Here is a 12,579-nt window from a genome sequence, read left to right as displayed (position 1 = left end):
CATGCCGCACCGGCGAACGCACGTCGGACGTGGCCGGGACGCGCGAAACGCCTCGTTCCGGCCGTTCGTCGACGGAATCGCGCGACGGGTTTTATGCGGGCGTTACGTTACATCCCTGAAGCATTTCGACGTGTCGAGCCGTTTTGCATGCGCGGCATACATCGCGCCGCGCGTATGGATGCCTTCCTCGACCGCCGCCGCGACCCAGCACCGGCGGGACTCGCCGACGTCGCGTTAACACGCCACAACAATACTCAACATTCGTCTCGCGACGCTGGTACGGAACCTGCGTTCCGTTCGGGTGAACACCGCGCCGATCAAGACGCGGACACACCTCCACCCACGGGCGCGTCCACGGATGCGCCCGAACGATCCACATACGCACGAGGCTCTTCATGGATGCGCTGCCCAACTCGTCCGATACGTCGTTCCAGCTCTTTCTCGCGAAAGTGCTCGAACAGCCCCTGCCCGACTGGACCGAAAAACAGCAGATGGAACTCGAGATGGCGCGCACGCTGTCGACGCAAATGGTCACCCTTGCCGAAGACATGCGCGGTCGTACGCCCGATCTCGCACGCTGCCTCGTGCTGCTGCGCTACGCGAAAGTGCTCGACTTCATGCTGACGTCGCTTGCGTCGCACCGCGACATTCATCCGCAGACGCTGCGCACGCTGTTCCGGCTCGCGAACCTGAAGGTGAACGACTCCTATCCGGCTTGAACCGGCCCACCGCACCGGCTGCCGCGGACGGCCATCGCGACGGGCACGGCCGCCGGGCTCCGATCACCGACATGCGCCTCGTGAACACGGCCGACTTCGACCGGATCTGGCCGGCCATCTGCGACACGCCGGCCTGGTCCGTGACGAAAGGCCAGGGCAGCTTCCTCACGTTCGAGTTCGGCCAGCCCGCGCTGCATGTGCGGGAGCCGCGCGGCGGCGCCTCCGGCCAGGCCGCCCCGGCACGCGACAGGCAGGCGTCGCGGCGCGTGACCGTCGCGGGCGACGGACAGCTGTGGATCTGCTACTGCCACTGGTCGATCGCGCTCGACGGCCGTGAACTCGCGCATAGCGAATCCCGCGCCGGCGACATCGCGGCCGCCGCGCGGCAGCTCGACGGACAGTTCCTGAGATCGATCGCGCCGCGCGCCGAACCGGGAGCGTGGGTATTCGACTTCGACCTCGGCGGCAAGCTGACGACCTGGCCGTACGGCGACGATCCGACCGACGAGCAGTGGCATCTGTACGACGCGCGCACGGGCAACGTGCTGACCGCGCTGGCCGACGGCACCTGGTCGTACGGCCCCGCGAACGTCGCGCCGGCCCCACGATCAGCCGCTCCGGAATAGCCCCCGCGTTCCGCTTCCGGACGCACACCGGCCGATCCCGCTGATGCAAGCCGCGCGGCGGCCCGGCCGCGCAAACGGATGTACAATCGCGCGCCATGAACGCACTTCGCCGCTTCCTGCTTCGGCCCGGCGTCGCGCGACAGCTGCTGTGGGGGTTCCTCCTCGTGACGCTGCTGTCCCGCGCGCTGATGTCGGGCGCCGTGATGCTCGATCCGGACGGTCCGGATGCGGGCTCGGTGGTGCTGTGCTCGGGCCGCGGCCCGCTGATCGTCACCGGCGCCGCGCTGGCCGCCCGCTTCGATGCGAGCGCGCCGATCACGCCGGCCAACGATGCGCGGGCACTCGCCGATGCGCTCAAACACGACGCGCATGCCGACAAGACGGCGTCCGCCGGCAACGGCGACGGCCTGTGCGCATTCGGCGCGGCACTGTTCACCGCGCTCGCGTCGTTCGTGCTGCTGGTGCTGCTGTTTCCGGCCGCGGCGCCACGACGGTTCCGCGTCCACGTCGACAGTCTTCCCTTCGTGCGATCGATCCTCGACGATCGCCCGCCCTCTCGCGCCCCGCCTCTGTTCTGCTGAACGTTCCGCCCTGCGGCGCATGCACGTCGACGTGCATGCGCGTTCATGCCGTTCGTTTCACCCGACCTGATTCAAGCGTTCATCCGCATGCCCGCATCGCGCGGGCGATGCCGCGTCGCGCGTCGTTCGCGCATCACGCGGCGCCGCCCGCCGCGTCGATGCGCGCACGCGGACGCGACGCGCGTTGACGGCGGCCGGCCGTTGCCGGCCTTGCCGCTCGACGAACACGAGGAGCTGACACCATGTCGACCACCGTCGATCGGGCCATCTCGCCCACCCGTTCCACCGGCGCCGGTTACCGGACGCTCTGGCGCTGGCACTTCTATGCCGGCCTGTTCGTGATGCCGTTCCTCGTGATCCTCGCGATCACCGGCACGCTCTACTGTTTCCAGCCGCAAATCGAGCCGCTGCTGTATCCGCACCGGCTGGTCGTCGAGCCGCGCGCCACGCCGCGGCTCGACGCCGATACGCTGCTCGCACGCGCCCGCACCGCGATGCCGGCCGGCGCAACGCCGGTCTCCGTGCAGGTCTCCACCGCGCGCGACCGCAGCGCCGAATACGTGTTCCGGCTGCACGACGGCAGCCGCGAGAGCGTGTACGTGAACCCGTACGACGGCAGCGTGCTCGGCACGCTGAGCGTCGAGAACCGCTTCATGCAGGTCGACCGGATGCTGCATCGCAAGCTGCTGCTCGGCAAGACGGGCGAGCTGCTGATGGAGCTCGCCGCGTGCTGGACCTTCGTGATGATCGGCACCGGCATCGCGCTGTGGTGGCCGCGTGGCGCCGCGCGCGTCGGGCGTGCGCTGCGGCCCGACCTGTCGCTGCGCGGCCGGCCGCTGTGGAAAAACCTCCACGCGACGGCCGGCATCTGGCTCGCCGCCGGCACGGTCGCGTTCATCCTGACCGGGCTGCCGTGGTCCGGCTCATGGGGCAAGAACTTCAAGGCACTCGCGACGAGCGTGAACCTCGGCGCGCCGGAAGGCGCATGGGGCGGCGCATCGGTACGCTCGACGCGACCGGGCACTGCCACGACGCCCGAGCCTGCGCACGCGCACGCTGCCGCACCATCGACGCATCACCACGATGCCGGCGACGCGATGCCGGGAATGGTGATGGACGACCTGCCGTTGCCGCAAACGCCGTGGGCGGTCGGCAACGTGCCCGTTCCGCATTCGCCGTCGGCGCCGACACCCGCGCCGCTGCCGCTGACGCGCGCGATCGCGATCGTCGCCGGCCTCGGCGTGACGAGCGGCTACACGCTCGCGCTGCCGTCCGGCACGGACGGCGTGTTCACCGCGTCGTACTTCCCGGCCGACCCGAAGGCCGAACGCACGATCCATCTCGACCAGTACAGCGGCGCGGTGCTGAAGGACATCCGCTACGACGACTACGGCGCGGTCTCGCAGGCCGTGTCGTACGGCACGTCGCTGCACATGGGCCGCTACTTCGGGCTCGCGAATCAGATCGTTTGCGCGGTGTTGTCGCTCGGGCTGGCCGCGATGGCCGTCACGGGCACGGTGATGTGGTGGAAGCGCCGCCCGGCCGGCAAGCTGGGCGCACCGTCGCGCGAACGCGGCACGCCGCCGATGCGCGGCTGGATCGCCGGGCTCGTGCTGCTCGGCATCGTCTTCCCGCTGATGGGCATCACGATCGTCGCCGTCTGGCTGGTCGACAGGCTGCTGTTCGGCCGCGCGACGCGCGCCGCGGCGTGATCGACGCAAGCGCGGCCACCCATTCGAAGGAAACCGAAACAATGAAGTTCAGATTGATGCTGCCCGCCGCCGTTCTCGCGGCCTTCTCTCCCGCCGGGCAGGCACAGGAAAGCGGCGTCGACCGCACCGGCGCCACGCTCGCCCCGATCCGCGTCGATGCGCGGAAAGCCCCCGCGCTCACACAGCCGCTCGACACCGGCAGCCATCTCGGGCTGTCGTCGCTCGAAACACCCGCAAGCGTCGAGCAGATCAACCGCGCGGCGCTCGACACGCGCGGCGACCGTTCGATCATCGATGCGGTGAGCCGCGCCGCCGGCATCAGCGCGTCGCCGCACCCCGGCAACGGCAACTCGGAGCTCGCCGCGCGCGGCTTCGTCGGCGCGTCGTCGGTCACGCAACTCTACGACGGCGTGCGCCCGTACGGCGCGATCGGCGTCACGTTCCCGTTCGACACATGGTCGGTCGACCACATCGACGTGCTGCGCGGCCCCGCTTCGGTGATCTACGGCGAAGGCGCGATCGGCGGCGTGGTCAACATCGTGCCGAAGAAGCCGACGCGCACGCCGATCCGCAACGAACTGCAGGTCGGCGGCGGCACCGAGGGCACGGCGCGGGCCGCGTTTGGCAGCGGCGGCGCGATCAACGACAAGCTGTCGTACCGCTTCGACGTCAGCGGCAACCGCTCGTCGAACTGGGTCGACCGCGGCGATTCGCGCAACCTGTCGGTCTCCGGCGCACTGCGCTACGACGTGACGCCCGACCTGTACGTGACGGCGTCGTATGCGCACGGCTTCCTGCATCCGATGCAGTACTTCGGCGCGCCGCTCGTGAACGGCGCGCGCGATCGCGCACTCGACAGGAAGAACTACAACGTCGGCGACAGCGACATCGCATTCCGCGACAGCTGGGCCACCGTCTCGGCGAACTGGCAGCCGAGCGACAGCCTGAACGTGACGACCACGCTGTACCGGATGAAGAGCAACCGTCACTGGAAGGACGCCGAGTACTACACGTACCTGCCGTCGAGCGCGCAGGTGCGGCGCAGCAGCTACACGGAAATCTTCCACGACCAGGAGCAGTACGGCAACGTGACGACGGCCACCGTGAGCAGCGCGCTGCTCGGCATGCGCAACACGTTTTCGGCGGGCGTCGAGTTCAACCACACGACGTTCCAGCACGACAACAACTCGCCGTATTCGGGTACCTCGACGGTCGATCCGTTCGGCTTCGACCCGGGCAGCTTCATCAACACGGCCGGCACCTATCCGAAGTACCGCAGCCAGTCGAACCAGTACGCGCTGTTCGCGGAGAACCGGCTCGCGATCACGCCGCGCTGGGCGGTGATCGGCGGGCTGCGCTACGACCACGCGAGCGTGAACCGCGACGATCTCGTGAACGGCGGCGCCTTCACGAAGGTGTTCGCGAACACCGGCTGGCGCATCGGCACCGTGTACGACGTGCGGCCCGGTCTCGCCGTGTACGGCCAGTATGCGGTCGCGGCCGACCCGGTCAGCTCGCTGCTGTCGCTGAACGCGTCGAAGGCCGGCTTCACGCTCGCGACCGGCAGGCAGATCGAGATCGGCGTGAAGCAGTCGTTCCTCGACGGCAAGGCGGAATGGACGCTCGCCGCCTACCGGATCGTCAAGCGCAACCTGCTGACGGCCGACCCGGTGAACCCGAACCAGTCGATCCAGGTCGGCCAGCAGTCGTCGCGCGGGCTCGAGGCGACGGTCGGCGCGGAGATCGCGAAGGACTGGCGTGTCGACGCGAACGTGTCGATCCTGCGCGCGAAGTACGACGATTTCCAGCAGTCGTCCGGCGGCACGACGGTGTCGCGCGCGGGCAACGTGCCGGTGTCGGTGCCGCAGCGGCTCGCGAACCTGTGGGTCAGCTGGCGCTTCGCGCCGGACTGGACGGGTATCGCGGGCGTCAAGTACGTCGGCAAGCGCTTCGCCGATACCGCGAACCAGCTCGTGATGCCGTCGTACACGACCGTCGACCTGGGCCTCGCGTGGAAGCCGCGCAAGGACACGACGATCACCGCGCGCGCGTACAACGTGTTCAACCGGCGCTACGTGCAGTCCGCGTACTACAACGAGACGCAGGTCCTGCTCGGCAACGACCGGCGGTTCGAAGTGCTGGCGAACTACCGGTTCTGACGGGGCATGCGCGGCGACGCGGCCGGCCGGTCTCCGGCAGCGCCGCGGCGGGCACCCGCGCGCCGTTCACGCCCGCGTGCCCGCCGCACGCCCGGCCATCCACTTCCGGTACCGTCGCGTCTGGCACTGCGCGGCCAGTTGCTGCCGCACCAGCGCGCGCAGTGGCGACACCTGCGGGTGCGTGCGGCGGCCTTCGCTGAGCCGCGTGAGCTGGAACTTGACGACGGCCATGTTGGCCAGCGCGCCCAGCGCCTTGTTCTTCCAGCGGATCGGCTGCAGCGCCGGCGCGCTGTCCTTGCCCGCGCGCCAGTCGCGCGGCAGGTTCGGGTCGATCGACAGCGCGGTCGCGATGCCGACCATCGCGACGCCGCTGTTCACCACCTGCTCGGCCACCGCACGACGCCGGATGCCGCCCGTGACCATCAGCGGCATCCGCGCGACGGCCGCGATGTCGCGCGCGAATTCGAGGAAATACGCTTCGCGCGCCAGCGTGCGCCCGTCGCGTGCCTCGCCCTGCATCGCCGGCACTTCATAGCTGCCGCCCGACAACTCGACGAGATCGACGTCGAGCGGGTTCAGCAGCTCGACCACGCGCTTCGCGTCGTCCGCACTGAAACCGCCACGCTGGAAATCGGCCGAGTTCAGCTTCACCGCGACGACGAATGCCGGCGACACCGCCGCACGCACGGCCTTCACGATATCGAGCAGCAGGCGCGCGCGATTCTCGATGCTGCCGCCCCACTGGTCCTGCCGGCGGTTCGTCAGCGGCGACAGGAACTGGCTGAGCAGATAACCGTGCGCCGCGTGAACCTGCACGCCGGTGAAGCCGCTTTGCTCCGCGAGCTGCGCGGCGCGCACGAAGCGCTGCTGCACGTCGCGGATATCGGCTTCCGTCATTGCCTTCGGCACCGGGAACTGCTTCGACAGCGCGCCGAGCGCGAGCGGCACGGCCGACGGCGCGAGCGTCGTCTGGCCGAGCGCCGCCTGCATCTGGCGCCCCGGGTGATTGATCTGCATCCACACGTGCGCGCCGCCCGAGCGCGCGATCCGCGCCCAGCGCCGGAAGCGGTCGAGATGCACGTCGCTTTCGAGCACGACGCCGTTCGGTCCCGTCATCGCGCGGCCGTCCACCATCACGTTGCCGGTCAGGATCAGGCCCACCTGACCGTCGGCCCATGCCTGGTACAGGCGCAGCAACGCGTCGGACGGGGCGTGGTCCGCATCGGCCATGTTCTCTTCCATCGCGGCCTTGGCCAGACGGTTCGGAATCACCGCCCCGTTGGGCAGTGTCAGCGGCGCAAACAGATTCATGGTGGACATCCTCGATTGACGATGCCCAACGATAACTTTAAAGTCAACTTTAAGGTCAAGCCCTTTTGGAGCACACCATGAAAATCGGCGAACTGGCGAAGGCGAGCGGCCTCGCGGCGTCGCGCATCCGCTTCTACGAGGCGAGCGGGCTGCTCGAACCGGCCCGCCGCCAGGCGAACGGCTATCGGGAATACGGGGCGGAAGCGCTGACGCGGCTCGCGATCATCGACCGCGCGCAGCGCGCGGGCTTCGCGCTTGACGAAATCCGCGCGGTGCTGCCGCCCGATCTCGGCGCATGGCCGCGCGACGAGCTCCTTGTCGCGCTGCGGCACAAGGTCGACGAAATCGCGCTGCTCGAACAGCGGCTCGCGCAGAACCGGCAGCAGCTGGAAGCGCTGATCGACGAAATCGAGAACAAGCCGGCAGGCGAGGATTGCGCGGGCGCCGCGCAACGAATGCTCGACCGGCTTTGCGAGCAGGCCAGCCAGCCGCTGGAGCCCGCACCCGTGGTACGGCCGGCGCGCAAGCGGGCATGACCGACTCCACCTCCCCGTTCGATCAACCCGCACCGTGGCGAGACGCGTCGACGCAAGCGCGTCGCCGTGCGCCGCGCAACCTCATGACCCTATCCGCATGACGCTCCCCCGTATCAGAGGATGGCTCGTCGCCGCGCTGCTGAGTTTCGGCATCGGCAGTGCCTGCGCGTCGACGTGCGACGACACGCATGCGTCGATCCGTTGCCCGGACACGTCGGCACTGCCGGCCGACATCGTCGCGCAGCTGCCGGCCGGCTACGAAGCGCTGGATGCCGCTTCGGGGCCCCTGACCGACGGCACGCGCAGCGGTTACGTCGTCGTCGCGCATCGGCCCGGCGATTCAACAACCCATACGCCGTCGCCACGCCCGCTGCTGATCTTCGTGCAGGGCAACGACGGACGATACCGGCTCGCGGCGCGCAACGACACCGTGATCATGAAAGCCGAAGAAGGCGGCATGGGCGACCCGTATCTCGACGGCGTCGCCGAGCATGCGCTCACGGTCGAGCCGCGCACGTTCACCGTCGAACAAGGCGTATTCGCGGGCCATAGCCACTGGCGCGACCGCGTGACGTTCCGCTACGACGCGGCGTACCGCACGTGGGTGTTCCATCGCGAAGTGTTCCGGAACTGGCGATTCGACGCGGACGCCGACGGCGATGCGCTGAAGGCCGACCCGGTGCGTGTCACGCGCGCCAATGCGGCGAAGGCCGTCGCCTTCGAAGCCTGGCGGCCGAACGACTGGTGCGCTTCCGCCGAGCGGCGCGATACCGATCCGGCTTGCCGCCAGCCTTGACGGCGTCGGCTGGCGGCGACACGGGCGCCGCCGTGAGGATTGGCTTACGTCGCAGGTAATCGACGCGCGTCGCCCGCGCCGCGATCATGGCGCCATCGACTCACGAACCGCAACGACCGGGAGCCCGCCATGACCGCCTACGCCATCGCCCACCTGCACGACGTCGAGATGTGCGACGACATCGTCGGCTACCTCGAACGCATCGACGGCACGCTCGCGCCGTACGACGGCCATTTCGTGATTCACGGCGCGCGGCCGGAGGTGCGCGAAGGCGTGTGGCGCGGCGACCTGATCGCGATCGCGTTTCCCGATCTCGACACGGCGCGCGCCTGGTACGAATCGGATGCGTACCGGCGGATCCAGCCGCTGCGCGCACGACACGCGAGCGGCCCGCTGATCCTGATCGACGGGGTCGACGAGCGGCACAAGGCGACCGACATCCTGCGCTGAATCAGGACGCCGGCGATGCCGGCAACGCTTACGACGCCTTTCGCTCCATCGGCTCGCCGACGACGAAGCCGCCGCCCTGGAACCGCTGCGCGGGATCGTCGTACTCGGCGCTCGGCGCCGTCACCGGGAACAGGCCCGCGAACTGCTCGGAGCTGTCGCGCGGGCGGAAGCCGAGGAAGCCGGCCTTCGTGTTGTCCCACCACTTCACCGGGTTGTCCGACGCGCCGTAGACGATCGCGTGCCCGACGCGGTTCGTCAGCAGCGAGCAGCGCACGAGCTCGATGAAGTCGCGATAGCTGAGGAACGTGACGAGCATGCGCGGATTCTTCGGCACTTCGAACGACGAGCCGATCCGCAGGCACACCGTCTCGATCCCGAAGCGGTCGAAGTAGTAGCGCGACAGCGATTCGCCGAAGCACTTCGTCACGCCGTACAGGCTGTCGGGGCGCAGCGGTGAATCGGCGTCGAGCACTTCGGTGACCGGGTGGAAGCCGATCGCATGGTTCGAGCTCGCGAACACGACGCGCTTCACGCCATGCTTGCGCGCGGCCTCGTACAGGTTGTACGTGCCGGTGATGTTCGCGTCGACCAGATCGTCGAACGGCGCATCGACCGAAATGCCGCCGAGATGGACGATCGCGTCCACGCCCTCGACGAGCTGCATCACGGCCGGACGGTCGGCCAGATCGACCACGCGGATTTCTTCATGCGCGGCCGCGTCGTCCAGCGCCGCGATGTCGCTGACGCGCACGACGTCGGCCCAGTCGGCGAGCGCGCCGCGCAACTGGCGGCCGAGGTTGCCGGCCGCGCCCGTCAGCAGCAGGCGCCCGAACGGTTTGCGCGCGGCGGTGGATGAGGCGTTCATCGAATCTCCTTGAATCTGACAATCTGACCAAAATCGGAAAACGTTTTCCAACTATACGCGGGGGCGCGGCCGAACGTCAATGGCCGAACCTGTTCGCAGCCATCCGCACTTTCCCGATATCGGCCGGTGGCCGCAGCCCGGCTTTTTCTGCCACAATCCGGCGTTATCGAACGAAAACGTTACCCTTCCGATGAAAAAAGTTTCCCCGACGATCCGCGACGTGGCTGCGGAAGCCGGCGTGTCGGTCGCGACGGTATCGAAGTACGTGAACGGCACGCAGCGCTTCTCGCCGACCGTCGAGGCGCGGCTCAAGGAGGCCATCGAGCGGCTCGGCTACCGTTCGAACCCGCTCGCGCGTTCGATGATCACCGGCCGCACCCGCACGATCGGCCTCGTGATCCTCGACATCAGCAACCCGCACTTCACGAACGTGGTGAAAGGCGCGAACCGCGTCGCGCTGCAGCACGACTACACGCTGCTGCTCGTCGACACCGAAGAGAACCAGGCACGCGAACGCTCGCTGATCGAAGCGCTCGCGCAGCGCGTCGACGGGCTGATCGTCAGCACGCGGATGCCCGACGAGGAAGCCGGCTGGATGCTCGACCTCAACAAGCCGCTCGTGCTGCTGCGGCGCAGCCCCGGCCTGCCGATTCCGAGCGTCGGCATCGACAACCGGCTGTCGACCTACATGCTCGCGCGTCACCTGCTCAATCTCGGCCACACGCGCATCGCGTATCTCGGCTTCGGCAGCGCGCGCGTGAACGACGAGCGGATCCAGGGCACACGCGATTGCCTCGCCGAAGCGGGGCTCACGCTCGACGTACACGACGCGCACGCACCGACCGCCGAGGCCGGCGAACGCGCGTGCTCGCGCGTGATGCTCGGGCCGCAACGCCCGCAAGCGGTGATCTGCTACAACGACCTGATTGCGCTCGGCTTCATGAAGGAAGCCGCGTCGCTCGGCTTCCGGCTGCCGCAGGACGTGTCCGTCGCCGGCATCGACAACGTGCCGTACGGCGAATACGCGGCGCCCGCGCTGACGACCGTCGACATCCAGAGCGAGAACATGGGCGAGCTCGCGATGCAGAAGCTGATCGACGCGCTCGCGGGGCGCACCGACGCGAGCTATTCGACGTTCGAGCCGCGGCTGATCATGCGGGCGTCGACGGCGCCGGCCGGCTGACCGCGCGCCCGCCCCGCACGCCGAACGAAAACGCGCCGCCCTCGGGCGGCGCGTTCGTTTGCCGGCACGCGATCACGCATCGAGCTTCGCGGGCTTCATCTTCGGCGTCAGCACGTGCATCACGGCCAGCGCGATCAGGTAGGCCGACGCGCCGATCGCGAACAGCACCCAGTAGTGGCCCGTGCGCTGCAGCACCTGGCCGATCACTTCCGAGAACAGCACACCGCCGATCGAACCGGCCATCCCGCCGATGCCGACCACCGACGCGACCGCACGGCGCGGGAACAGGTCGGACGCGGTCGTGAACAAGTTCGCCGACCAGCCCTGATGCGCGGCGGCGGCTAGGCCGACGATCAGCACCGCGACCCACAGGCTCTGCACCTGCGACACGAACGCGATCGGCAGCACGCAGCATGCGCAGATCAGCATCGCCGTCTTGCGCGCGCCGTTCACGCTCCAGCCCGCGCGCAGCAGCATCGACGACAGCCAGCCGCCGCCGATGCTGCCGACCGTCGTCAGCGCGTAGATGCACACGAGCGGCAGGCCGATGTGCTGCATGTCCATCCCGCGCGATTCGTTGAGCCACTTCGGCAGCCAGAACAGGTAGAACCACCACACCGGATCGGTCAGGAACTTGCCGATCAGGAACGCCCACGTCTCGCGCTTGCGGATCAGTTCGCCCCAGCGCGGCGCGCCGGCATCCGCGTTCGCCGCGTCGAGCGCCTCGGCTTCGTCGCGCGGTTCGTCGTATTCCGCGGCGAGTGCGCGCGTGTCGGCCTGCCGATAGAGCACGAGCCACACCGCGAGCCACACGATGCCGATCGCGCCGATGATCACGAACGCCGCGCGCCAGCCGTACGCCACCGCGATCGCGGGGATGATCGCCGGCGCGAACACGGCGCCGATGTTCGCGCCCGAGTTGAAGATGCCGGTGGCGAGCGCGCGTTCGCGGCGCGGGAACCATTCGGCCGTCGTCTTGATCGCGGCCGGGAAATTGCCGCCCTCGCCGATCCCGAGCAGCGCGCGCACGAACGCGAAGCCCGTCACCGAGCCGACCGCCGCGTGCAGCATCGCGGCGATGCTCCACACCAGCATCGCCACCGCGTACGACACGCGCGTGCCGAGCCAGTCGACGATCCGCCCGAAACCGAGCAGGCCGAGCGCATAGAACGCGGAAAACGCCATCACGATCCGGCCGTACTGCACCTGGCTCCAGCCGATGTCGTGCTGGAGCATCGGCGCGAGCAGCCCGAGGATCTGCCGGTCCATGTAGTTGATCACGGTCGCGAAGAACAGCAGCGCACAGACGGTCCAGCGGTAGCGGCTGGCGGCTGCGCGCACGGCGCCGACGACGGCAGATTGCATGAATGTCTCCGATGCGCGGCCGCGCCCGTCGCGCCGCACTGGGTTCGTTGACCGGCGACCGGCGCCGGGGCGGACGGCCCGCGCTGACGCGCGGGCCCTTTCGCCAATCAGTCTGGAAAACGTTTTTCAAAGGATAGGGCGTCTGCCGGCGCCCTGTCAGTCGGGGATTTCGATGAGTCATCTCAAATTGATCGCGGCAAAAGAGACGACTGTTTCGCAGCGTGGCATTAACCGTTTTTCCCGGATTTTCCCGACGCGCGCGCAGAAGGGCGGCCG

Annotated in this window: 12 protein-coding genes; 9 read left to right on the top strand and 3 right to left on the bottom strand. The window is 68.8% G+C overall.

From position 1 onward, the window contains the following. Window positions 1–395: 395 nt before the first annotated feature. The 5 genes from HWX00_RS08140 to HWX00_RS08120 all read left to right on the top strand — a co-directional run bounded on the left by HWX00_RS08140 (window position 396) and on the right by HWX00_RS08120 (window position 5,797). Window positions 396–719, top strand: a complete 324-nt coding sequence (locus HWX00_RS08140) for a DNA-binding protein (RefSeq protein WP_175027094.1) — start codon at window positions 396–398, stop codon at window positions 717–719. Window positions 720–790: 71 nt separating this feature from the next. Beyond that, window positions 791–1,345, top strand: a complete 555-nt coding sequence (locus tag HWX00_RS08135) for a hypothetical protein (RefSeq protein ID WP_175027093.1) — start codon at window positions 791–793, stop codon at window positions 1,343–1,345. 95 nt (window positions 1,346–1,440) lie between these two features. Beyond that, the gene (locus HWX00_RS08130; RefSeq protein WP_034188443.1) at window positions 1,441–1,926 is read left to right on the top strand and encodes a hypothetical protein; all 486 of its coding nucleotides are present in this window, start codon (window positions 1,441–1,443) and stop codon (window positions 1,924–1,926) included. Window positions 1,927–2,168: 242 nt separating this feature from the next. Continuing rightward, window positions 2,169–3,638: a PepSY-associated TM helix domain-containing protein gene (locus HWX00_RS08125; RefSeq protein WP_069704458.1), complete on the top strand. Its 1,470-nt coding sequence runs from the start codon at window positions 2,169–2,171 to the stop codon at window positions 3,636–3,638. Between the two features lie 41 nt (window positions 3,639–3,679). Continuing rightward, entirely contained in the window at window positions 3,680–5,797 is a 2,118-nt protein-coding gene (locus HWX00_RS08120) for a TonB-dependent receptor (RefSeq protein ID WP_175027092.1), read from the top strand. Between the two features lie 66 nt (window positions 5,798–5,863). Here the strand turns inward: HWX00_RS08120 and HWX00_RS08115 are convergent, their stop codons facing one another. Continuing rightward, complete coding sequence (locus HWX00_RS08115) at window positions 5,864–7,108, bottom strand: NADH:flavin oxidoreductase/NADH oxidase family protein (protein ID WP_175027091.1); 1,245 nt, start codon at window positions 7,106–7,108, stop codon at window positions 5,864–5,866. A gap of 77 nt (window positions 7,109–7,185) precedes the next feature. On the opposite strand from HWX00_RS08115, the gene HWX00_RS08110 reads away from it, so the two are divergent. The 3 genes from HWX00_RS08110 (at window position 7,186) to HWX00_RS08100 (ending at window position 8,890) form a co-directional block, all read left to right on the top strand. Next, window positions 7,186–7,644 (top strand): MerR family transcriptional regulator, encoded by a 459-nt coding sequence (locus HWX00_RS08110; RefSeq protein ID WP_034188447.1) that lies wholly within the window; start codon window positions 7,186–7,188, stop codon window positions 7,642–7,644. 97 nt (window positions 7,645–7,741) lie between these two features. Further along, complete coding sequence (locus tag HWX00_RS08105; protein WP_175027090.1) at window positions 7,742–8,440, top strand: hypothetical protein; 699 nt, start codon at window positions 7,742–7,744, stop codon at window positions 8,438–8,440. 129 nt (window positions 8,441–8,569) lie between these two features. Then, entirely contained in the window at window positions 8,570–8,890 is a 321-nt protein-coding gene (locus HWX00_RS08100; RefSeq protein ID WP_034188449.1) for a DUF1330 domain-containing protein, read from the top strand. Between the two features lie 28 nt (window positions 8,891–8,918). On the opposite strand, the gene HWX00_RS08095 is transcribed toward HWX00_RS08100, so the two are convergent. Beyond that, complete coding sequence (locus HWX00_RS08095; protein WP_034188450.1) at window positions 8,919–9,755, bottom strand: NAD-dependent epimerase/dehydratase family protein; 837 nt, start codon at window positions 9,753–9,755, stop codon at window positions 8,919–8,921. A 79-nt stretch (window positions 9,756–9,834) separates the two neighbouring features. On the opposite strand from HWX00_RS08095, the gene HWX00_RS08090 reads away from it, so the two are divergent. Then, the gene (locus HWX00_RS08090; RefSeq protein WP_175027089.1) at window positions 9,835–10,938 is read left to right on the top strand and encodes a LacI family DNA-binding transcriptional regulator; all 1,104 of its coding nucleotides are present in this window, start codon (window positions 9,835–9,837) and stop codon (window positions 10,936–10,938) included. 72 nt (window positions 10,939–11,010) lie between these two features. Here the strand turns inward: HWX00_RS08090 and HWX00_RS08085 are convergent, their stop codons facing one another. After that, window positions 11,011–12,303: an MFS transporter gene (locus HWX00_RS08085; protein ID WP_034188452.1), complete on the bottom strand. Its 1,293-nt coding sequence runs from the start codon at window positions 12,301–12,303 to the stop codon at window positions 11,011–11,013. Between the last annotated feature and the right edge of the window lie 276 nt (window positions 12,304–12,579).

This window comes from Burkholderia seminalis DSM 23518 (assembly GCF_902832885.1).
Taxonomy (GTDB): Bacteria; Pseudomonadota; Gammaproteobacteria; order Burkholderiales; family Burkholderiaceae; genus Burkholderia; species Burkholderia seminalis.
Note: the sequence above shows the minus strand (reverse complement) of the source record. Positions and strands in the feature narration are given on the sequence as shown.